Below are 19767 nucleotides of genomic sequence, written 5' to 3'. Positions count from 1 at the left end.
GTGCGGGTGGTCATCGCCGAGGATTCCGTGCTGCTCAGAGAGGGGCTGACCCGGCTCCTGACCGACCGGGGGCACGAGGTGGTGGCCGGGGTCGGCGACGGTGAGGCGCTGGTCAAGACGATCACGGAGCTGGACGCGCAGGGCGAGCTGCCGGACGTGGTGGTGGCGGACGTACGGATGCCGCCGACGCACACCGACGAGGGGGTGCGGGCCGCGGTGCGGCTGCGCAAGGCGCACCCGGAGCTGGGCGTGCTCGTGCTGTCGCAGTACGTGGAGGAGCAGTACGCGACCGAGCTGCTGGCCGGCTCCAGCCGGGGCGTCGGCTATCTGCTCAAGGACCGGGTAGCCGAAGTACGTGAGTTCGTGGACGCGGTGGTGCGCGTGGCCCAGGGCGGTACGGCCCTCGACCCGGAGGTGGTCGCGCAGTTGCTCGGCCGCAGCCGCAAGCAGGACGTGCTCGCGGGACTCACCCCCCGGGAGCGGGAGGTCCTCGGGCTCATGGCCGAGGGGCGGACGAACTCCGCGATCGCCAAGCAGCTGGTCGTGAGCGACGGTGCCGTCGAGAAGCACGTCAGCAACATCTTCCTGAAGCTGGGGCTGTCCCCGAGCGAGGGAGATCACCGGCGCGTGCTGGCCGTCCTCACGTACCTCGACTCCTGAGCACCTTGAACACTGGTTTCCCGCCCCTTGAACACCGCACGAGCGGCGACGGCAGGCCGCCTCGAAGCGGTGTCCATCATGCGAATGGCCGCAGGAAGGCGACCCTTACGGACGTAGGGTTGATCCTGGGAGGGTCTGCGGGAGGCCGATCCCCGGACAGCCGCCTCTAGGGAGGTCCAGTCAGTGACCAGCCAGGTCAGTAGCCCAGCGGAACAGGCCGACGGTGCCGTCGTAGCAGAGCAGCGCAAACCGGCCGGGGCGAAGGATGTCCGCCGCCTCGACCGGGTGATCATCAGGTTCGCGGGGGACTCGGGTGACGGTATGCAGCTCACCGGCGACCGTTTCACCTCGGAGACCGCGTCCTTCGGCAACGACCTGTCGACGCTGCCGAACTTCCCGGCCGAGATCCGGGCGCCCGCCGGGACCCTGCCGGGCGTGTCCTCCTTCCAGCTGCACTTCGCGGACCACGACATCCTCACGCCCGGCGACGCGCCGAACGTGCTGGTGGCGATGAACCCGGCCGCTCTGAAGGCGAACATCGGCGACCTGCCGCGCGGCGCCGAGGTGATCGTCAACACGGACGAGTTCACCAAGCGGGCGATGCAGAAGGTCGGATACGACACCAGCCCGCTGGAGGACGGGTCCCTCGACGGCTACAACGTCCACCCGGTGCCGCTGACGACGCTCACCGTCGAGGCGCTGAAGGAGTTCGACCTCACCCGCAAGGAGGCCGAGCGCAGCAAGAACATGTTCGCGCTCGGCCTGCTGAGCTGGATGTACCACCGGCCCACCGAGGGCACCGAGAAGTTCCTGAAGTCGAAGTTCGCGAAGAAGCCCGACATCGCGGCCGCCAACATCGCCGCCTTCCGCGCCGGCTGGAACTTCGGCGAGACCACCGAGGACTTCGCCGTCTCCTACGAGGTGGCGCCGGCCGCCAAGGCGTTCCCGCCCGGCGTCTACCGCAACATCTCCGGCAACCTGGCCCTGGCCTACGGTCTGATCGCCGCCGCCCGCCAGGCCGACCTGCCGCTGTTCCTGGGGTCGTACCCGATCACCCCGGCCAGTGACATCCTCCACGAGCTGTCCAAGCACAAGAACTTCGGCGTGCGGACCTTCCAGGCCGAGGACGAGATCGCCGGGATCGGCGCCGCGCTCGGCGCGGCCTTCGGCGGTTCCCTCGCCGTCACCACCACCTCCGGCCCGGGCGTGGCGCTGAAGAGCGAGACGATCGGTCTCGCCGTGTCGCTGGAGCTGCCGCTGCTCATCGTGGACATCCAGCGCGGCGGACCCTCCACCGGTCTGCCGACCAAGACGGAGCAGGCGGACCTGCTGCAGGCGATGTACGGCCGCAACGGCGAGGCGCCGGTCCCGGTCGTCGCCCCGCGCACCCCGGCCGACTGCTTCGACGCGGCCCTGGAAGCGGCCCGGATCGCGCTGACCTACCGCACTCCGGTCTTCCTGCTCTCCGACGGCTACCTGGCCAACGGCTCCGAGCCCTGGCGCATCCCGGAGCTGGACGAGCTGCCGGACCTCAGGGTGCAGTTCGCGCAGGGCCCGAACCACACCCTGGACGACGGCACCGAGGTGTTCTGGCCGTACAAGCGGGACCCGCACACCCTCGCCCGCCCCTGGGCGATCCCGGGCACGCCCGGCCTGGAGCACCGCATCGGCGGCATCGAGAAGGAGGACGGCACGGGCAACATCTCCTACGCCCCGGCCAACCACGACTTCATGGTGCGCACCCGGCAGGCGAAGGTGGACGGCGTCGACGTCCCCGACCTGGAGGTCGACGACCCGGACGGCGCGAAGACGCTGGTGCTGGGCTGGGGGTCGACGTACGGGCCGATCACCGCCGCCGTGCGGCGGGTGCGCAAGGCCGGGGAGCCGATCGCGCAGGCACATCTGCGGCACCTCAACCCCTTCCCGCGGAATCTCGGCGCGGTGCTGAGGCGTTACGAGAAGGTGGTGATCCCCGAGATGAACCTCGGCCAGCTCGCCACCCTCGTCCGGGCGAAGTACCTGGTCGACGCGCACTCGTACAACCAGGTCAACGGTATGCCGTTCAAGGCGGAGCAGCTCGCCACGGCTCTCAAGGAGGCCATCGATGGCTGAGAGGACCACGGAAGGCACGGGCACGATCGAGGCGCTCTCCCTCGTCCCCAAGGCCGAGGCCAGGCAGTCCATGAAGGACTTCAAGTCCGATCAGGAAGTGCGCTGGTGCCCCGGCTGCGGTGACTACGCCATCCTGGCCGCGGTGCAGGGCTTCATGCCCGAACTGGGCCTGGCGAAGGAGAACATCGTCTTCGTCTCCGGCATCGGCTGTTCCTCCCGCTTCCCGTACTACATGAACACGTACGGGATGCACTCCATCCACGGCCGTGCCCCCGCCATCGCCACCGGCCTGGCCAGCTCCCGGCGGGACCTGTCGGTGTGGGTCGTCACCGGCGACGGTGACGCGCTGTCCATCGGCGGCAACCACCTGATCCACGCCCTGCGCCGCAACGTCAACCTGAAGATCCTGCTGTTCAACAACCGGATCTATGGCCTGACCAAGGGCCAGTACTCCCCGACCTCCGAGGTCGGCAAGATCACCAAGTCGACGCCGATGGGCTCGCTGGACGCGCCCTTCAACCCGGTGTCGCTGGCGATCGGCGCGGAGGCGTCCTTCGTCGCCCGGACCGTGGACTCCGACCGCAAGCATCTGACCGAGGTGCTGCGGCAGGCCTCCGCCCACCAGGGCACGGCTCTGATCGAGATCTACCAGAACTGCAACATCTTCAACGACGGCGCCTTCGACGCCCTGAAGGACAAGCAGCAGGCCGAGGAAGCGGTGATCCGCCTCGAACACGGGCAGCCGATCCGCTTCGGCAGAGACGGCTCCAAGGGCGTGGTCCGGGACCAGGCGACCGGCGATCTGAAGGTGGTCACGGTCACCGCGGACAACGAGGACCGGATCCTGGTCCACGACGCGCACGCGGACTCCCCCACCACCGCGTTCGCGCTGTCCCGCCTGGCCGACCCGGACACGCTGCACCAGACGCCGATCGGTGTGTTCCGCTCCGTCGAGCGGCCGGTGTACGACACGCAGATGGCCGACCAGCTCGACACCGCCGTCGAACAGCGCGGCAAGGGCGACCTCGCCCAGTTGCTGGCCGGCGGCGACACCTGGACGGTCGTCGGCTGACACCCGCCGGACACGAGGCCCGGGCCGCTACGCCCGGGCCTCGTCGTACGCCTGCCGGGCCTTGTGCACGTCGTCCATCCGCCGCTGCGTCCACAGGGCGAGCCCCCGCACCTGTTCCGCCGCCTCGCGGCCGAGGCCGGTCAGGGAGTAGTCCACGCGGGGCGGGATCACCGGCTTGGCGTCCCGGTGGACCAGACCGTCCCTTTCCAGGGTCTGCAGGGTCTGGGTCAGCATCTTCTCGCTGACCCTGCCGATCGCCCGGCGCAGTTCGCTGAAGCGGTAGGGGCGTTCCAGCAGCTCGATCAGCACGAGGACGCCCCAGCGGCTGGTGACGTGCTCCAGGACCAGACGGTGCGGGCACATGGCCTCGTCGCCGTCGCTCTGCCAGTCACTTACTGCCATACCAGTACCTTACTTCAAAGTGGGTACTTTCGAAAGGTTAGCGCTCCCTCTACGGTTAGTGGTCAGACGCACCCCACAAGGAGTTCTGACCATGAGCATCGTCGTCACCGGAGCCACCGGACACCTCGGCCGCCACGTCGTGGAGCAGTTGCTGGAGAAGGTTCCGGCCGACCAGATCACCGCGGTCGTCCGCAACGCCGAGAAGGCCGCCGACTTCGCGGCCCGCGGCGTGCAGATCGCGCTCGCCGACTACAACGCCCCCGCCTCCTTCGACACCCTGTTCTCGGCGGGCGACAAGGTCCTGCTGATCTCCGGCAACGAGTTCGACAAGGGCCGTGTGCAGCAGCACAAGGTGGTCCTCGACGCCGCCAAGGCGGCCGGTGTCGCCCTCCTCGCCTACACCAGCGCCCCCGGCACGCTGACGGCCGCCCTCGCCGACGACCACCGCGGCACCGAGGAGGCCATCCTGGAGTCGGGCGTGCCGTACGTGCTGCTGCGCAACAGCTGGTACCACGAGAACTACACCGAGAACCTCGCCCCGGTACTGGAGCACGGCGCCGTCGTCCAGGCCGCCGGCGAGGGCCGGGTCTCCTCCGCCGCGCGCGCCGACTACGCGGCCGCCGCCGTCGCCGTACTGACCGGCGAGGGACACGAGAACACGACGTACGAGCTGGGCGGCGACGAGGCGTGGAGCTTCGCCGAGTACGCGGCCGAGCTGAGCCGGCAGACCGGCAAGGAGATCGTCTACAACCCCGTCTCCGTCGAGGCCTACACCGGCATCCTCACCGGCGCCGGGCTGCCCGAGCCGCTCGCCGCGATCCTCGCGGGGGTGGACGCGTCCATCGAGAAGGGCGAGCTGGAGGTGCGCACCGGAGACCTCTCCCGCCTGACCGGCCGCCCGACCACCCCGCTCGCCGAGGCGATCAAGGCAGCGCTCACGGACTGACTCCCCTTGCCACCCAAGGGCCGACTGCCCTCGCACCGGGCCCTCGCCCCCGCCTGTCATGACCGTATGGCGATACAGACATGACAGCCGGGGGCGCTCGGCACTACCGTCGTGCGTGCTGTAGGAGCGGCGCGGCGAGAGGGAGAGGCCCGTGGAGTCGAAGGGCGAGCGGCGCACAGGACTGCTGAACGGCTTCGCGGCATACGGGATGTGGGGGCTCGTGCCCCTCTACTGGCCCCTGCTGAAGCCCGCCGGGGCGGTGGAGATCCTGGCCCACCGGATGACGTGGTCCCTCGTCTTCGTCACCGTCGCCCTGCTCGTCCTACGGCGCCGGCGCTGGGCCGGCGAGCTGCTGCGGCAGCCCCGCAGGCTGGGCCTCATCGCCATCGCCACGGCGGCCATCACCCTCAACTGGGGCGTCTACATCTGGGCCGTGAACGCCGGCCATGTCGTCGAGGCCTCGCTCGGTTACTTCATCAACCCGCTGGTCACCATCGCGATGGGCGTGCTGCTGCTGAAGGAGCGGCTGCGGCGCGTGCAGTGGGCGGCGGTCGGCGTCGGCTTCACGGCCGTGGTCGTGCTCACCGTGGGATACGGCCGCCCGCCGTGGGTCTCCCTCGCCCTCGCCTTCACCTTCGCCACCTACGGGCTGGTGAAGAAGAAGGTGAACCTCGGCGGCATCGAATCGCTGGCCGCCGAGACCGCGATCCAGTTCCTGCCCGCGCTCGGCTATCTGCTGTGGCTGACCGCGCAGGGCGACTCCACCTTCACCACCCAGGGCGCGGGGCACGCCGCCCTGCTCGCCTCCACCGGCGTGGTCACCGCACTCCCCCTCGTCTGCTTCGGCGCGGCCGCGATCCGCGTGCCCCTTTCCACGCTGGGGCTGCTGCAGTACCTGACCCCGGTCTTCCAGTTCCTGCTGGGCGTCCTCTACTTCCACGAGGCCATGCCGCCGGAGCGTTGGGCCGGGTTCGCGCTGGTGTGGCTGGCGCTGACGCTGCTGACGTGGGACGCGCTGCGGGCAGCGCGCAGTGCGCGGGCCGAGATCGCCGGCGCCTTGGCACAGGACCTCGCCACCGCCCCGCGGAAGCCGACGGCCGTGGCGGGGCCCGACGCCGGGGACGTGCAGGCTTAGCCGGGCGCTTCCCTCATCCGCGTACGATTCGGCGAACTCCCGCGGCCTTGGCGGGCCGTGCTCCTACAGTGGGGCCCTTGCAGGAACCACCGGGGGCGGGAGTGGTCGCATGGCGGGGGATGCCGCGGCGGAGCGCCGGGCCGTGGAGGCGCGGATCGCCGCAGAACTGGCCCGGTTGACCGGACCGGGCGAACCGGGCGCAGCGCCGCCCGCGTACGTACGGCGGCACGCGGTGGAGCACGCGGCGGCCGGCGGGGTGCTGGACGAGCGGTTCCTGTCGTGGGAGTTCCTGCCCCATGTGGACGCCGGGCGGTTGCGGGCCGTGTCCGGGGCGGGGGCCTCCGAGGCTCCTGTGCCGGGGAGTCCGGGCGGGGAGCTGCTGCGGGTTTGGCGGAAGGCGGCGCATGCGTGGGACTGGGACGATCCGCGGGGCAACGCACTGGCCTTGTGGTTGTTCGGGCACTGCGCGGGAGTGTCGGGGGTTGTGGAGGCGTGCGGGGGGTGGCGCATGCGGTGGGCGGAGTGGCCGGTGGAGGAGGGAGAACTCGTCGCCCGGTACGTTGGGCCGGCGACCGGGGCAGTACTGCCCGACGGTCGCGCCGTGGCCATCGTCGGCGACCTGGTGGGTGACGCGTCAGCGGTACGGATACTGGACCTGGCCACTGGCCAGATGATCGGCGAACCACTCACCGGCCACACGGAGGGCGTCTGCGCATTATCCGCTCTGACGCTGCCGGACGGCCGAAGCCTCGCCCTCGTCGGCGACGGGGGCGGTGCCCTGCGGATGTGGGACCTGACCACAGGCCAGCCGCTCGGTGAACCGCTCACGATCATGGGCCCCGTCGCCCTGCTCGCCCCCCTCGTCCTTCCCGACGGCCGTGCCGTCGCCGTCTCCGGAAACGGGTCCGGCGAGATCACCCGCTGGGATCTGACCACAGCACGAAGGATCGGCGAACCCCTGACCAGTACGGCCAGCGTGGGGGCGAACGCCGCCGCGGTGCTCCTCGACGCCCGCGCCGTGGTCCTCACGGCCCTCCACGACAAGGTTCTGCTCCGGGACATGCTCTCCGAGGAGCCCGTCGACCGCCTGCTGACCCGTCACTCCACGCAGGTCACCGCACTCGCCGCCCTGGTCCTGCCGGACGGCCGCCCGCTCGCCCTCGTCGGCGGCCAGGACGGAGCGGTCGAGGTCTGGGACCTGACGACGAGCCGACGGTACGCCCACTGCCTGATCGACGGGTCAGCGCCCATCACCTCGCTGGCAGGCGTGGCTCTGCCTGACGGACGGATCATCGCCATCGCGTGCAACAAGGACGACCTGGTGTATGCGTGGGACGTCGCCTCGATCCCTCCGAGCGCCCCGCGCCGCCTGGGCGTCGCCTTCTGGGTGGCGGGGCTGCTGCTGCCCGACGGACGCGCCGTAGCGATCACGAGCGGCGCCGGCACGCGAGTGTGGGATCTTCTCCTGAAGGCATCGGCGGAGGAGAGCCCGGGCGTCCCACCGGGCTTCTGCACGCTGGCGGCCGTGCCCCTGGCCGACGGCCGCGCCATAGCCTTCACCATCACCCCGGACGACCGTACGGTCCGGGTCAGGGACCTCGGCACCGGCCGGCGCGAGGCGCGCCCCCTGACCGGTTACAAAAGCCACATCAACGTGGTGGCCGCCGCCACTCTTGCGGACGGTCGCACCCTCGCTGTCACCGACGCCGACGACACAAGCGCACTCGTGTGGACTGTTCGCCGGAACGCCCGGCCACGCCGACGCGGACGTCTCCAGGGGCACTCCGACTATGTAAGCGCGATAGACGCGCTCGCACTCCCCGACGGACGCGCCCTCGCAGTAACCGGAAGCCTCGACAGAACCGTCCGGTTGTGGAATCTCACCACAGGCAGACCGGTGGGCGAACCCATGACCGGGCACGACACCGAGGTCAGAAGAGTGGCACTCCTGCAACTTCCGGACGGTGGTTTCCTCGTCCTCAGCTGCAGCAAGGACGGCTCCGTATGGAGGTGGGACCCCACGACGGGCGAAACCGCCTTCATTCCCCACCGCTTCGACCCCCAGGGCGACACGCTGTCCGCCGCGGTCCTGCCGAGCGGACGCCCGTTCGCTGTCACCAGCGCCCGCAGTGCGGCGCAGGTCTGGGACTGCATGACCGGAGAACTGATCTGTGACCCGCTCACCGGCCACACCGGCTGGGTGACCGCGACGGCCACCGTGGTCCTGCCCGACGGACGGGTCCTCGTCGTCACCGGAAGCATGTCCGGTGACATTCGGCTGTGGGACGTGGGCACGATGCGCGCTGTGGGGGATGTGCTACGGGCCCCAGGGCCCGTGACCGACATAGCCGCGGTCGTCACAGGGTCGGAGCTCACCCTGCTCGTCGGTGGCTGGGGGTTCTTCACCATCACCACCCGCCTGGACACCTGATCAGGCCCCGTTCGTTCCCAACCACCGGAGGTTGCCGCATGACAGTGGTGGTAGGCGTCCACGGAATCGCCCAACAACAACTCGGCCGCAAACAGCTGCTCGCCGCCTGGGAGCCCGCCCTCGGGGACGGCATCGAGGCGGCGGCCGGGCGGCCCGTCGGGGACGTGCCGTTCGGACTCGCGTACTACGGGCGGCTGTTCCTGGACGACGCCGGGCCCGCCGTACGCGGCGCGAAGGGTGGTCCGGGGGAGGACGAGCTGTCGGACCTCCCGGCGGACGAGCTGGCGGAGTTGGCGGACGCCGCCGGCGAGGCCGCGGGCGAGGAGGCGCTGCGGGTCGTGGACCAGGCAGCGGGCAAGGGCTACACGAGGGTTCCGGCCGTGCTGCAACGGGTCTGCCGGGCCCTGGACTGGCGTTACGGCCCCGGGGCTGCCCTTCTCTTCGTCGGCGCGTTCCGCCAGGTCCGGCGCTACCTGCGGGACGACGCGCTGAAGGCGTCGGTCGACGGGATCGTCGACGCGGCGGTGACGGCCGGCACCCGTGTCCTGGTCGGGCACTCGCTGGGCTCGGTGGTCGCCTTCGAGTTCGTACGGCGCCGTCCCGAGCACCGGCTGGATCTGCTGGTGACGCTCGGGTCACCGCTGGGCGCCCGGTTCGTGCGGGCCCTGATGCCCGACCCCGCCCACGGATCGGCGGGGCTGCCCGACGCGGTGGCCGCCTGGGTGAACGTACGCGATCCGCACGACCCGGTCGCTTTCGCGGGCAGCCTTGAGCGGTACTGGCCCGGGCTGCGGGACGTACCCGTCGACAACCAGGGCGACGCGCACGCCGCCCCCCGCTACCTCGGCAAGTGGCAGACCGGGGCCGCCCTGCTCGCCGTCCTGCCGGAGCTGGCCCGGTGAACGGGGGCAGAGCCGAGGCCGTTGCGATGGGCGGCGACATCCGGCGCCGGCACTTCGTGGCCATCGCCACCGGCGAGTACGAGGATCCCGCATTCGAGCCGCTGGCCGTCACCGCCGAGGTGAAGGCGCTACGGGAGTGGCTGTGCGCCGAGGACCGGGGCATCCCGCCCTTCGTGCCCGCCTACCCGGAGCTGGCGAACAACCCGACGAGGGGGGCCGTAAGGGACGCGCTGGAGAATCCGCCGCCGCAGCGGCGGTGGCGGGACGCGGACGCGGCGGTGGTCTTCGTCACCGGGCACGGCGTCACGCAGGACGGTGTCCACTGGACCGTGCTGCAGGACAGCGAGTCGGACCGGCTGCCCGCGACCGCGCTGCGCACCGCCGACCTCATCCTGTGGCTGAAGGACACCCGGATCCGGTACCTGTTCCTGATCCTGGATCAGTGCTTCGCGGGGGCGACGGTGCGGGAGATCGCCGACTTCGAGAAGGATCTGCCCGCGACCTGGCTGGTGCTGCCCAGTGCCACCCGCGACCAGGAGGCGGTGGTGGGCGCGCTGACCGGTGCGGTGACCGCGTTCCTGGCGGAGCTGCGCTCTCCTGAGGGGGCGCAGTACGGGGGGCCGCGTGTGGACCTGCTGGACGTGGCGGTGTTCCTGGAGCGCGTGCAGGCCAAGCTCGGGCCCGGTCAGCGGCTGGTGCCACTGCAGGGCAGTCAGACGTCGGGGAAGCACCCGTGCCTGCCCAATCCGCACTACCGCGCGCTGCCCACCGTCGACGTGCAGGTCCAGCGCAGCGATCTGGCGCTTCCGAAGGAGGACCTGGAGGGGCACTGGGAGCCCCGTTCCCGCGGTGTGGCTCGGGTGGAGGACACCGGCTGGCTGTTCACCGGCCGTGACCGGTTGCTGCGCGAGCTGGTCGCCGTCGGTGCCGGGGAGCCGGGGGCGACGCTGGTCACCGGGGGCGCGGGCAGCGGCAAGTCCGCCGCGCTGGCCTGGCTGGTGACCTTCAGCGATCCGGTCTTCCGGGCGCGTCACCACGACAAGCTCGCCGCGGTCCCCCTCGACCTGCGGCCCGTGGAGGGAGCGGTGGACGTGGCGGTGCTGGCCACGGGGAAGACCGCCCTCGACATCGTCGCCCAGCTCGCCACCGCGCTCGGCGTGCCCACCCCCGTCCCGTCGGGTGCGGCGCCCTCCGTGGCGGAGTGGATCGACGCCTGGCAGCAGTGGCTTGCCGGACGCACCACGCCGGTCACCGTGGTGGTGGACGCGCTCGACGAGGCCGACGGGCCCGCCACCGTGCTGACCGCGGTCCTGTCCCGCCTCGACCCGGGCCGGGACCGGGTCCGGCTGCTGGTGGGCGTGCGTTCCCCCGGTGGGGACGGCACCTCGCCCGATGGGCGGCCGGTGCGCGGCATCCCGCTCGCCGACCAGGCAGAACGCGCCCTCTCGGCCCGCCGGATCCGCGTCGACGAGGCGCCCTGGTGGGACCAGGACGACCTCGTCGCGTACGCCGCCCGCGTCCTGACCGGCACCGAGGGCAGCCCCTACCTGTCCGCGGGCCCCGAGGCGACCGAGTCTGTGGCGCGGGCGCTGGCCGCCCGGGCCCGCACCTCGTTCCTGATCACCCGTATCGCGGCCGCCAACCTGGCCCGCCGTGCGCGCGTCGTCGACCCCGGCGACGCCTCCTGGCTCACGGCCATCGACGACGGTGTCCTCGGTGTCTTCCGCGCCGACCTGCACGCCCACCGCCCGGATCCCGAGGATCGTCTCAAGGCCATCCACCTGCTGCGTGCCGTCGCCTTCGCCCGTGGCCGCGGCATCCCGTGGCGCCGCATCTGGCCGGCCTTCGCCAACGCGGTCGCGGACGAACCCGACCGGTCCTACGGCGACACCGACATCGCCGACCTCCTGGCCTCGCCCCTGGGTGGCTACCTCACGGCGGACACCGCCGACGGCACCACCGTGTACCGGCTCTTCCACGACGCGCTCGGCGTGCCGCTGCGGGATCGCTGGCGCGACCTGATGGCCGTACCGCCGCCCGCCTGAGGGCGTCGGATCACCCGCTGGCGCGGGCCCGGTGGGCCCTGACCTTCTCCCGGTTGCCGCAGTGCTCCATCGCGCACCAGCGGCGGCGGCCCGGGCGGGAGGTGTCGACGAAGAGCAGATAGCAGTCGTGGGCGCCGCACTCACGGATGCGGTCGGCGTACGGGCCGGTGAACAGGTCGATCGCGTCGCGGGCCACCGTCGACAGCAGCCGCGTCCCGGTCGCGCCCGGCGCCCAGCCGCGGGTGCCGTCGGGCTCGATGCGGGTGACGAGCGGGGGCTCGGCCGCGGCGGCGTTGACGGCGTCCAGGTGACGCCGGTTCAGCCGGCGGCCGTGGGCGCGGTCGGCGGTGAGCAGGAAGAGGGCGTCGCGCACGGCGCGCGCCTGCTCCACCTCGGCCTCGGTGATGTCGAGCCGGAGCCCGCCGGGCAGCCGGCTGCGGTCGGCCCAGGCCGCCAGGTCCGCGGGCGTGTGCAGCACCTCGTACCGTGCGAAGGCGCCCGGCCCGCCCGTCGTCAGCAGCTCCAGGCACAGGGCGCCCGGGTCGAAGCGGTAGGGCTTTCCCTCGTACGAGATCAGCGTCAAGCCGGGTGACTGTTCCGGCGATTGCGTTGCCCGCTCACTCATGTAACCAGTATAAGTGGTTACATGACGCAGACAACCCCGGCTCCCGTGCACTTCAAGATCGTCATCGACGCCTCCGACCCGCACGCGCAAGCCGACTTCTGGGCCGCCGCGCTCCGTTACGAGGTCGAGGACAACAGCGCGCTCATCGAGAAGCTGCTCGGCTTCGGCGCCGTACCGGCCGAGCTCACCGTCGAGTTCCACGGCAGACCGGCCTGGCGGGACCTGGTCGCCGTACGGCATCCCGGCGATCCGTACGACGAGGAGAGCGGCGCCGGTCTGGGGCGGCGACTGCTGTTCCAGCGCGTGCCGGAGGCGAAGACGGTCAAGAACCGGCTCCATCTCGACCTGCACCCGGGCCAGGGGCGGCGCGAGGAGGAGGTCGTACGGCTGGAGGGGCTGGGCGCGAGCGTGCTGCGGCGGGTGCAGGAGCCGGGCGGGGAGTGGGTGGTGATGGCGGATCCGGAGGGGAACGAGTTCTGCGTGCACTAGGCGGCCCGCGGCCGGCAGCGGTTGGCCTCATGCCCTGGCCGCAAACCCCCTGTCTCGATAGTGCTCTTGACGGAGAGTCAGTACCGGTTTCACCATCCAGGCACCCCATTCACTGAGGAATCCCCCGTGGATTCCCAAGGAATTCGGAGCCCCCACACATGAAGCTCTCCGTCTCCGGGCGCGCGGTCGCGGCCGGTGTCGTCGCGACCGCCACGCTGCTGGCCACCGGTCCCATGGCCGACGCGGCGCCCGAACCCTCGGTGGCCGCCGCGCCCGACATATCCGTGGCAGCCGTCAAGGCGCACCTGACCCAGTTGCAGTCGATCGCCACCGCGAACGGCGGCAACCGGGCCCACGGCCGGGCCGGCTACAAGGCCTCCCTCGACTACGTGAAGGCCAAGCTGGACGCGGCCGGATTCACCACCACCGTCCAGCAGTTCACCGCCTCCGGCCGCACCGGCTACAACCTGATCGCCGACTGGCCCGGTGGCGACACCAACCAGGTCGTGATGGCGGGCTCGCACCTCGACAGCGTCTCCTCCGGTGCCGGCATCAACGACAACGGCTCCGGCTCGGCGGCCGTCCTCGAGACCGCGCTCGCGGTGTCCCGGGCGCAGTACAAGCCCGCAAAGCACCTGCGGTTCGCCTGGTGGGGCGCGGAGGAGCTGGGGCTGGTCGGCTCCCGGTACTACGTCAACAACCTCTCCGCCGCCAACCGCGCGAAGATCAGCGGCTACCTGAACTTCGACATGATCGGCTCGCCCAACCCCGGCTACTTCGTCTACGACGACGACCCGGCGATCGAGAAGACCTTCAAGGACTACTTCTCCGGCCTCGGCATCGCGACCGAGATCGAGACCGAGGGCGACGGCCGCTCCGACCACGCGCCCTTCAAGAGCGCGGGCGTGCCCGTCGGCGGGTTGTTCAGCGGCGCCGACTACCGCAAGACCGCCGCGCAGGCCGCGAAGTGGGGCGGCACGGCGGGCCAGGCCTTCGACCGCTGCTACCACTCGTCCTGCGACACGACCGCCAACATCAACGACACCGCGCTGAACCGCAACAGCGACGCCATCGCACACGCGGTGTGGGAGCTGTCGGACTAGGCCCTGTCAATTGCCCCGCGCCCGGGCCCGTTCGGTGAGGCGGCCCATGCGGGCGCGGGCGGACTCCAACTGCTCGATGTCCTCGGCGGCCGGGCCGTCCTCGGCCGTGAGCTCGGTCCACAGGCCGATCAGGTCGCGGCCCAGGTCCAGGCCCTGCGCAGGGTCGCGTACGGCACGCCAGGCGGTGGCCGCGCTCTGGACGTTGCCGTACGCGGCCTCCGCGTCGCCCGCCTGACGCCGGATGCGGGCCAGGTCGAGGGAGAGGTGGAAGGCGCGGACCGCGTCGCCGGACAAGTAGGCGATGTACGCGGTCAGTTCGCGCAGCCGGAGCACCTCGGGGTGCTCCGGCCCCAACGCGCCCGAGGCCTGGGCCACCGTCTGCTCCGCCAGCCGTGCCGCCTCCTCGATCCGGCCCGCCTTGACGGCCTCGTTGACGCGCGCCATCGGATCCGCGAGGAGCGCGGGTGCGTCGCTGCCGGGAGCGGTGGGCGTATCGTCGCCGAGGACCGCTTCGGCCACGGCGTCGAAACCCCGGGGCGGGGTCGGCTTGGGCTCGGGGTCGGGGTCGTGCAGGCCGTCGGGCACGAAGGCTCGCACCGCTTCGGGTTCGGGCCTTCGTACGGCTTCGGACTCATGGGCCCGTCCGGCTCCGGGCACCGCGTCCATCGGCGGGGGCGGGCCGAACGCGCCCGTCGGGGGCGGGACCGTGCCGGGAGGCGTGCCCTCGGGCGGCTCGGGTACGGCCCGCATCCGGAACGTCGGCGAGGACTCGCCGCCCGGCTGCGGCTCGGGCACGGCCCGCAGCGGGAACGTCGGGGCGGCGTCCCGCGCGGGCTCCGGCACCGACCGCAGGACGTGCGTGGGCTTGTCGCCCCCCGTGGGCGGCGCCGGCGGCTCCGGCGGTTTGGGCGGCACCGGCGGGCGTACGGCGTCCTCCGGCGGTGCCGTCCGTACCGGCTCGGCGGTGAAGCGGCTGGAGCCGTCGGGATCGACCTGGAGCGGGACGACGTAACCGATGCGGTCGTCGTGCACCGTGGCGAGGACGGGGTGGCCGGTGGCGAGGGCGATGCGGTGGAGGCGGTTCAGGACGGCATGCTGGATCTCCTCACCGGGGGCCGCGCCGACCGGGACGCCGCCGACCGTGCCGGGCCCGCTTCCGGGCACCCGGACGTCGATGGGAGCCGCCGCATGCCCGGCGTGCTTCTGTTCCCGCTTCTTCTCGCGGCTGAGTCGAGACATCCGCCTTACGCTCCCGCACCTTCACATGCCTGTCGTACGCCTACTGACGAGTCTCGCTGCTCGCTCGCGGTTCTCACGTCACCACGGTGTCACAGGCTCGTCCCAGGAGTTCACCTCCCCGCGATGACACTCCGTAAGTCATCAAGATCCATGGATGACACGGGAGGTGAGCGGGCATGCGCACAGACATGCGACAAGGGCCGGAGATCTGGATCCGCGGACCGGTGACCGTACCGGAGCCGGGGCCTCCGGGGCCTGCCCACGCCTCCTTCCCGGCACGGCGGTTCTCCTGGGTCGGCACGCACGGCGGCGCGGGCGTCTCCACGCTGGCCGCGGTCTACGGCGGCCACGACAGCGGACGGGACTGGCCCGGCCCCAGTGATCCGCAGTCGGTGCTGCTGGTCGCCCGGACCCACGCGGCCGGACTGGAGTCCCTCGTGCGTGCCGTGGAGGCCTTCCGGCGCGGGGAGACTCCGGCGGGGCTCGACCTGGACGCCGTCGTGCTCGTCGCGGACGCGCCGGGACGGCTGCCGAAGCCGCTCGCCCAGCGCGTGAAGCAGATCGAGTCGGCCATCGACGTCTACCGCGTGCCGTGGGTGCCGGGCTGGCGCCTGGGCGACCTGAGCGGGAACCCGCCCCGGGAGACGGAGGCGCTGGTCCGTCTGACGAGGGCGGCACGCTGACCCCCCAGGACGTGCCGTCCGTCGAGGAGATCGCCTCGGCCGTACGGTCGCGGCGACTGCGGGCCGTCGACGCGGTGGCGGCGGTGCTGGACCGGATCGGGCAGGCCGACCCGAAGCTGTGCGCGTTCCTCGACGTGTGGGGCGAGGCGGCGCTGCGGCGGGCGGGTGAGGTGGACGAGCTGCTCGATGGGGGTGCCCTCCGCTCGCGGCTGCCGCTGGCGGGCGTGCCGGTCGCCGTGAAGGGACGGCACGGGCTGCGTACGGCGGGCCCGCTGATCGCGGCCGGCTGCGTGGCCGTGGGCGCCACCTCGGTGCCCGGCCCCGGAACCGCCTGGCAGACCTGGGGACTCGGGGCCCATGGCCGTACCGTCAACCCGTGGCGGGCCGACCGTACACCGGGCGGCTCCTCGGCCGGGTCGGCCGCCGCGGTGGCGGCCGGGCTGGTGCCGCTCGCGACCGGGAGCGACGGGGCGGGGTCGGTGCGGATCCCGGCCGCATGGTGCGGAGTCGTCGGGCTGAAGATCACGAACGCCGGCGGTGCGCGGCTCACGGCGCCCGGCGTCCTCGCCCGGTCGGCGGCGGACGCGGGCGCTTGGTGGCGGGTGGTGTCGCAGGGCGAGCCGGGCTCCGGACAGCTGCGGCACGCCGACGGCGGCGCCGGCCGGCACGCACCGGCCGCCGACGGCACCGCAGGGGGCGGGCACGCGGCTCGTCCGGCGGTCTCGGCGTGCGGCCGGCCGGGGGCCGTGCTCACCGCCGACGCCGGGAGTGGCCGGCCGTCGGCTCCGGTCACCGCCGTCTGGTCGGCCGACCTCGGCTTCGCCGGCCCCGACCCGGAGGCCGTCGCGCCGGTGCGGGCGGCGGTCGGGCGGCTGGTGGAGGCCGGTGTCGTACGGCTCGTACGGCCGCGGATCCCGTTCCGGCTCGAAGACCCGGCGCCCGCCTGGCTCGCCCTGCGCACCCGCGGCGCCGATGTGCGCGACGCCCACCGGATCCGGGCGGAGAACGACCGGCGGCTGGCGCGGCTCTTCGCCGACGCGGAGCTGCTGCTGACGCCGGCCACCCCGACCGCACCGCACGGCCACGAGGGGCCCGGCGACCGCTACTCCACGGCGCTGACCTGGGCGTTCAATCTCAGCGGCCATCCGGCACTCAGTCTCCCGGCCGGCTTCGGCGGCGACGGCTGCCCGGTGGGTCTCCAGCTGGTGGCACCGCACGGCCGGGAGGAGCTGCTGCTCGCCGTGGCGGGGGCGGCGGAGGAGCGGGCGGGACTGCGGGCGGTTGTCGCGCCGGGTCTGTAGGAGGGCTGTGGCCCGCCCGGGGTCTGCGGATGGGGCCGTCGGCAGGTGGATGCGGGCGCCCCGGCCCGGCCGGGAAGTGCGGGCGCGTGCGCGCTTGAATGCGTGTGCATATAATGCAGATGCGCTTAATCGCCGTACGCTCACCATCTGGGGGACCCCATGAGCCGACGTTTCCTCTTCCTTCTGGGCAGCAGCCGCCCCGACGGCAACACCGAACTGCTGGCCCGCACCGCCGCCGAACAGCTGCCCGGGGACGTCGAGCAGCGGTGGATCGACCTCGCCCAACACCCGCTGCCCGACTTCGAGGACCTGCGCCACGACAGCGACCACGTACGCCCCAGGGAGGGCAACGCGGCCCTGCTGCTCGACGCCACGCTCGCCGCGACGGACATCGTGATCGCCTCTCCGCTGTACTGGTATTCGGTGTCCGCCCACACCAAGCGCTACCTCGACCACTGGTCGGGCTGGCTGCGCACGCCCGGCCTCGACTTCAAGGCGACGATGGCCGGGCGCACCCTGTGGGGCGTCGCCGCGCTCGCACACCACGAGCAGGAGGTCGCCGACCCGCTGATCGGCACCCTCAGCAACTCGGCCGCGTACATGGGTATGCGCTTCGGCGGGGTCCTGCTCGGCAACGGCAGCAAGCCCGGCGACGTACTGAGGGACACGGAGGCGCTGGCGCGCGCCAAGTCCTTCTTCGCACGCGAGGCCCCGCTCGCCCGCTTCCCCTACGAGGACGCGGCCGCCTGAGCTATGCGGTGATGTCCTTCGCCGTGAACCGTGCCCAGGCCGCCGAGCCGAACACCGCCGCGTACAGGGCCTGGAGACCGAGGTTCTTCTGCAGTTCGTCCCAGTAGACCGGGTCGCGCATGAGGTCGGCGAAGGACAGCCAGTAGTGGGAGAAGAAGTACGGCTGGATCGCGTGCAGCTGCGGGATCTGGTCGAGGATCTGAACGGTGATCAGCAGCCCGACCGTCGTCGCCATCGCGGCGATGCCGCTGCTGGTCAGCGTCGAGACGAACAGGCCGAGCGCCGCGACGCCGATGAGTGACGCGGCGACGGCCAGGGCGATCAGCAGGGCCCGCGCCAGGCCCTCGGCGAAGCTGATCCGCGTGCCGGAGATGGTCGTCAGGTCGCCGAGGGGGAAGAGCAGGGCTCCGACCGCGAGGGCCGAGACGGCGACCACCAGGGTGGCGACCAGGCAGAAGGCGATGACGGTCGCGTACTTGGTGATCAGCAGGCGGGTGCGGCCGGCCGGGGCGACCAGCAGATAGCGGAGCGTGCCCGCGCCGGCCTCGCCGGCGATCGCGTCGCCCGCGACCACGCCGACCGCCATCGGCAGGAAGAACGGGAGGGTGGCGGCCAGCGCGGTGAAGACCAGGAACAGGCCGTTGTTGGTGATCTGCGAGATGAAGGCAGGCCCGCCGCCGCCTCCCCCGCCCCCGGCCGGCGAGCCGTCGCTCGTCTCGATCTTGATGGCGATGCCGACCAGGACCGGCACGGCGGCCAGCACGCCCAGCAGCGCGAGGGTGCGCCAGCGCCGGAAGGTGGTGAGCAGTTCGCTGCGCAGCAGTCCGAGGGTCCACAGGGGACTCGGCTCGCGTACCGCACTCATGGCTTCAGCCTGCGACATCGAACCCCTCCCCGGTCAGCGCCACGAACGCGTCCTCCAGGGAGGCCCGTTCCAGCCCGAAGCCCCGGACCCGGACCCCCGCCGCCACCAACCCCGCGTTGATGTCGGCGAGGTCGCGGTCGTCCGGAGGCTCGCCCGTCACCCGGTCCTCCGCGGCGACGACATCCCCGGCCCCCTGTTCCTTCAGCACCCGGGCCGCCTCGCCCACGTCCGGGGTGGTCACCACCAGCCGGCCGCGTATCCCGGCCGCCAGGTCGGCGACCGGGCCCTGGGTGATCAGGCGCCCCTGCGCCATCACCGCGGCATGGGTACAGACCTGCTCGATCTCGTCGAGCAGGTGGGAGGAGAGGAAGACGGTGGTGCCGTCCGACGCCAACTCCCGTATGAGCGTGCGTATTTCGCGCATGCCCTGGGGATCGAGGCCGTTGGTCGGCTCGTCGAGCACCAGGAGGCGGCGGGGCTGGAGCAGGGCGGCCGCGAGGCCGAGGCGTTGCTTCATGCCGAGCGAGTACGCCTTCGCCTTCTTGCCGGCGGCGGCGGTCAGACCGACGCGGTCCAGGGCGGCGGCGACGCGTGTGCGCCGGGTGCGCGGGTCGGCGGTCGGATCGGCGGCGTCGTAACGGAGCAGGTTGTCGCGGCCGGAGAGGAAGCCGTACAGGGCCGGGCCCTCGATGAGGGCGCCGACCTGGGGCAGTACGGCGCGGACCGCCCGCGGCATGGGGCGGCCCAGAACCCGGGCCGTGCCCGACGTCGGCTCGATCAGGCCCATCAGCATGCGGATGGTGGTGGTCTTGCCGGAGCCGTTGGGGCCGAGGAAGCCGAAGACGCTGCCCGCCGGGACGGTCAGGTCGAGACCGTCGACGGCGAGTTGTCCGCCGCGGTAGCGCTTGGTGAGAGCGCGGGTGGCGATGACGGCGTCCTGCGCGCCCTCCGCGCTGTACTGACGCGGTTCCGTGGCGGACGGTTCGCCCATCGGCTCCCTCGATTCG

The 19767-nt window shown here is 72.2% G+C and carries 18 protein-coding genes; 13 read left to right on the top strand and 5 right to left on the bottom strand.

Annotated elements, in window-relative coordinates:
• The 3 genes from NW895_RS01240 (at position 1) to NW895_RS01230 (ending at position 3844) form a co-directional block, all read left to right on the top strand.
• Complete coding sequence (locus tag NW895_RS01240) at positions 1–660, top strand: response regulator transcription factor (protein ID WP_289933909.1); 660 nt, start codon at positions 1–3, stop codon at positions 658–660.
• A gap of 183 nt (positions 661–843) precedes the next feature.
• The gene (locus tag NW895_RS01235) at positions 844–2772 is read left to right on the top strand and encodes a 2-oxoacid:acceptor oxidoreductase subunit alpha (RefSeq protein WP_289933117.1); all 1929 of its coding nucleotides are present in this window, start codon (positions 844–846) and stop codon (positions 2770–2772) included.
• Entirely contained in the window at positions 2765–3844 is a 1080-nt protein-coding gene (locus NW895_RS01230) for a 2-oxoacid:ferredoxin oxidoreductase subunit beta (RefSeq protein WP_289933116.1), read from the top strand. Before NW895_RS01235 ends, NW895_RS01230 begins: the two co-directional genes overlap by 8 nt.
• Before the next feature lie 27 nt (positions 3845–3871).
• Here the strand turns inward: NW895_RS01230 and NW895_RS01225 are convergent, their stop codons facing one another.
• Positions 3872–4246 (bottom strand): helix-turn-helix domain-containing protein, encoded by a 375-nt coding sequence (locus NW895_RS01225; RefSeq protein WP_289933115.1) that lies wholly within the window; start codon positions 4244–4246, stop codon positions 3872–3874.
• 91 nt (positions 4247–4337) lie between these two features.
• Between NW895_RS01225 and NW895_RS01220 the strand changes: the two genes are divergently transcribed.
• From NW895_RS01220 to NW895_RS01200, 5 genes are all read left to right on the top strand, one after another.
• Positions 4338–5192, top strand: coding sequence for an SDR family oxidoreductase (locus tag NW895_RS01220; RefSeq protein WP_289933113.1), 855 nt, complete (start codon positions 4338–4340; stop codon positions 5190–5192).
• Between the two features lie 208 nt (positions 5193–5400).
• On the top strand, positions 5401–6327 hold the full coding sequence (gene rarD, locus NW895_RS01215) for an EamA family transporter RarD (RefSeq protein WP_289933908.1): 927 nt from the start codon (positions 5401–5403) through the stop codon (positions 6325–6327).
• A gap of 109 nt (positions 6328–6436) precedes the next feature.
• Positions 6437–8758, top strand: coding sequence for a WD40 repeat domain-containing protein (locus tag NW895_RS01210; protein WP_289933111.1), 2322 nt, complete (start codon positions 6437–6439; stop codon positions 8756–8758).
• A gap of 38 nt (positions 8759–8796) precedes the next feature.
• The gene (locus NW895_RS01205; protein ID WP_289933110.1) at positions 8797–9660 is read left to right on the top strand and encodes a hypothetical protein; all 864 of its coding nucleotides are present in this window, start codon (positions 8797–8799) and stop codon (positions 9658–9660) included.
• Entirely contained in the window at positions 9657–11705 is a 2049-nt protein-coding gene (locus tag NW895_RS01200) for an ATP-binding protein (protein ID WP_289933109.1), read from the top strand. Before NW895_RS01205 ends, NW895_RS01200 begins: the two co-directional genes overlap by 4 nt.
• Positions 11706–11715: 10 nt before the next feature.
• Here NW895_RS01200 and NW895_RS01195 read toward each other — a convergent pair whose 3' ends face one another.
• Positions 11716–12330 (bottom strand): CGNR zinc finger domain-containing protein, encoded by a 615-nt coding sequence (locus tag NW895_RS01195; RefSeq protein WP_289933108.1) that lies wholly within the window; start codon positions 12328–12330, stop codon positions 11716–11718.
• 21 nt (positions 12331–12351) lie between these two features.
• On the opposite strand from NW895_RS01195, the gene NW895_RS01190 reads away from it, so the two are divergent.
• Together NW895_RS01190 and NW895_RS01185 are read left to right on the top strand one after the other, a co-directional pair.
• Positions 12352–12819, top strand: a complete 468-nt coding sequence (locus NW895_RS01190) for a VOC family protein (RefSeq protein WP_289933106.1) — start codon at positions 12352–12354, stop codon at positions 12817–12819.
• Positions 12820–12977: 158 nt separating this feature from the next.
• A complete protein-coding gene (locus tag NW895_RS01185) occupies positions 12978–13922 on the top strand; it encodes a M28 family metallopeptidase (RefSeq protein WP_289933105.1) in 945 nt (314 codons plus the stop codon).
• Between the two features lie 6 nt (positions 13923–13928).
• On the opposite strand, the gene NW895_RS01180 is transcribed toward NW895_RS01185, so the two are convergent.
• Entirely contained in the window at positions 13929–15161 is a 1233-nt protein-coding gene (locus NW895_RS01180; protein WP_289933104.1) for a tetratricopeptide repeat protein, read from the bottom strand.
• A 176-nt stretch (positions 15162–15337) separates the two neighbouring features.
• On the opposite strand from NW895_RS01180, the gene NW895_RS01175 reads away from it, so the two are divergent.
• The 3 genes from NW895_RS01175 (at position 15338) to NW895_RS01165 (ending at position 17895) form a co-directional block, all read left to right on the top strand.
• On the top strand, positions 15338–15844 hold the full coding sequence (locus tag NW895_RS01175) for a DUF6668 family protein (protein ID WP_289933103.1): 507 nt from the start codon (positions 15338–15340) through the stop codon (positions 15842–15844).
• 11 nt (positions 15845–15855) lie between these two features.
• Entirely contained in the window at positions 15856–17145 is a 1290-nt protein-coding gene (locus tag NW895_RS01170; RefSeq protein WP_289933101.1) for an amidase, read from the top strand.
• 159 nt (positions 17146–17304) lie between these two features.
• Positions 17305–17895 (top strand): NAD(P)H-dependent oxidoreductase, encoded by a 591-nt coding sequence (locus tag NW895_RS01165; protein ID WP_289933100.1) that lies wholly within the window; start codon positions 17305–17307, stop codon positions 17893–17895.
• Between the two features lies 1 nt (position 17896).
• Here NW895_RS01165 and NW895_RS01160 read toward each other — a convergent pair whose 3' ends face one another.
• On the bottom strand, positions 17897–18778 hold the full coding sequence (locus NW895_RS01160; RefSeq protein WP_289933099.1) for an ABC transporter permease: 882 nt from the start codon (positions 18776–18778) through the stop codon (positions 17897–17899).
• Positions 18765–19751, bottom strand: coding sequence for an ABC transporter ATP-binding protein (locus NW895_RS01155; RefSeq protein WP_289933098.1), 987 nt, complete (start codon positions 19749–19751; stop codon positions 18765–18767). The genes NW895_RS01160 and NW895_RS01155 overlap by 14 nt, the downstream gene beginning before the upstream one ends.
• Positions 19752–19767 lie beyond the last annotated feature (16 nt).

It is taken from the genome of Streptomyces sp. S.PNR 29 (genome assembly GCF_030386795.1).
Lineage (GTDB): Bacteria > Actinomycetota > Actinomycetes > Streptomycetales > Streptomycetaceae > Streptomyces.
The sequence above is the reverse complement of the archived record's forward strand: the minus strand, read 5'-3'. Positions and strand labels throughout refer to the sequence as shown.

Bases quoted from the DNA above. Each gene is read 5' to 3' on its own strand.
- NW895_RS01175 (WP_289933103.1), top strand. From the start codon at position 15,338: ATGCGCACAGACATGCGACAAGGGCCGGAGATCTGGATCCGCGGACCG.
- NW895_RS01220 (WP_289933113.1), top strand. From the start codon at position 4,338: ATGAGCATCGTCGTCACCGGAGCCACCGGACACCTCGGCCGCCACGTC.
- rarD (WP_289933908.1), top strand. From the start codon at position 5,401: ATGTGGGGGCTCGTGCCCCTCTACTGGCCCCTGCTGAAGCCCGCCGGG.
- NW895_RS01225 (WP_289933115.1), bottom strand. From the start codon at position 4,246: ATGGCAGTAAGTGACTGGCAGAGCGACGGCGACGAGGCCATGTGCCCG.
- NW895_RS01155 (WP_289933098.1), bottom strand. From the start codon at position 19,751: ATGGGCGAACCGTCCGCCACGGAACCGCGTCAGTACAGCGCGGAGGGC.
- NW895_RS01180 (WP_289933104.1), bottom strand. From the start codon at position 15,161: ATGTCTCGACTCAGCCGCGAGAAGAAGCGGGAACAGAAGCACGCCGGG.
- NW895_RS01210 (WP_289933111.1), top strand. From the start codon at position 6,437: ATGGCGGGGGATGCCGCGGCGGAGCGCCGGGCCGTGGAGGCGCGGATC.
- NW895_RS01230 (WP_289933116.1), top strand. From the start codon at position 2,765: ATGGCTGAGAGGACCACGGAAGGCACGGGCACGATCGAGGCGCTCTCC.
- NW895_RS01205 (WP_289933110.1), top strand. From the start codon at position 8,797: ATGACAGTGGTGGTAGGCGTCCACGGAATCGCCCAACAACAACTCGGC.
- NW895_RS01165 (WP_289933100.1), top strand. From the start codon at position 17,305: ATGAGCCGACGTTTCCTCTTCCTTCTGGGCAGCAGCCGCCCCGACGGC.
- NW895_RS01195 (WP_289933108.1), bottom strand. From the start codon at position 12,330: ATGAGTGAGCGGGCAACGCAATCGCCGGAACAGTCACCCGGCTTGACG.
- NW895_RS01185 (WP_289933105.1), top strand. From the start codon at position 12,978: ATGAAGCTCTCCGTCTCCGGGCGCGCGGTCGCGGCCGGTGTCGTCGCG.
- NW895_RS01190 (WP_289933106.1), top strand. From the start codon at position 12,352: ATGACGCAGACAACCCCGGCTCCCGTGCACTTCAAGATCGTCATCGAC.
- NW895_RS01160 (WP_289933099.1), bottom strand. From the start codon at position 18,778: ATGTCGCAGGCTGAAGCCATGAGTGCGGTACGCGAGCCGAGTCCCCTG.